The sequence below is a fragment of the Staphylococcus simulans genome (genome assembly GCF_002902285.1).
GTDB classification, from domain to species: Bacteria; Bacillota; Bacilli; order Staphylococcales; family Staphylococcaceae; genus Staphylococcus; species Staphylococcus simulans.
Map to the genome: position 1 here is coordinate 1 of NZ_PPRU01000059.1, position 1,328 is coordinate 1,328.

The 1,328-nt window shown below is 34.9% G+C and carries 1 protein-coding gene; it reads right to left on the reverse strand.

Annotated features, from left to right (window positions below):
- Nucleotides 1-463: 463 nt before the first annotated feature.
- The coding region (locus tag CD112_RS12570; protein ID WP_180991559.1) for an SH3 domain-containing protein at nucleotides 464-1,328 on the reverse strand (865 nt) is incomplete at its 5' end.

The window sequence follows — 1,328 nt, forward strand, 5'->3', positions numbered from 1 at the left end:
TTTCTATTCTCATGCATAATATCTATTTACACAATAGAATAACGAAGAGTAAAAACCATGTTCTACATTCATTTTACCATGTTTTTTTAGTAATTACTACCTTTTATTTCAATTTATTTCAATAAAAAAAGAGAGCTACTTGTAGGTAACTCTCAAATCATGCTTAAAGTCTATTTACACCTTAGAGTGTTGAGTTGTGAAAACAGTGTCTGAAAAAATTATATCATAACTTTTTTACTAATACCACTCTATATTTCACTTTTTAATTACAAATACAATTATTCCGACAATTTCTTAAAGTACCGCTATTTGAATTATACTATACCATAAAAAAAGAGGGTTACCTATATAGATAACCCTCAAGTCATGGACACTATCATCCACGAACTTACAATATAGTATCATCTGTGAAAAGACACTTTTTACAATGACAACAGCGGTAAATAAATAATAACATATTTATTTAGCTAATACTACCCCAAAGATCGCCTATTCCATGTTTAGGCGGTTCGACACCGTTCCATGTTCTTACTGGTAGATATAATCGTTCACCTTCGAAGCCGTCGTAACCTACCCAAACATGACCGTCTTGCAACATTACTTCATCATAGTTAATACTTGTGCCTGCTGGTAGCTTACCTGCTTGGTTACCATCAATACGGAATGGACCGACATGCCATACTTGGATAGATTCATTACCATTTTTGAATGTAGCTTGTTCATTTTTCCACCAAGTACCATGTTTGTTCTTTTTCCAATCTGTTGTCTTAACTACTTGTTGTTGTTCATTCTTTTTAACTTCTTTTTTTACATCATTTTGTTTGATAACTTTGGCATTGCTTGTTTGTAATTTACCGCCGTTATAATAATATTTAATACGACTGATAAAGTAATCCTTCATTTTATTTTGGTTAGCGGTTGTATATGGGGCACCTTTGCCGACATGCAATTCCCATGAACGATGCGGGCAAGAAGTACCAAAGAACTCATTGTGCAGTCGTACTGTGTTTCGGTTTACTGGTAAGCCATAAGATCTCATAACATCAGCTGCCACTTTTAAAGTTGCTTCTTCATTTTCTAAAAACAACTTATCTGACAAGCGCCCCGGATATGATTCGCATACTTCAAAGCCGATTAAGTTAGCATTTGCCCATTGATGACCGCAATGCCATTCTACATAGTCTGTAGGGTGATACCATAACACTTCATTACGGTTAGCATACACACTTGCCCAACCATTAACATGTGTACCGTTATTTTCACGTGCGTATAACCATGGCAAATATTGAGAAGGTGTCATACTTCCGTAATCATTATGGATAACCACG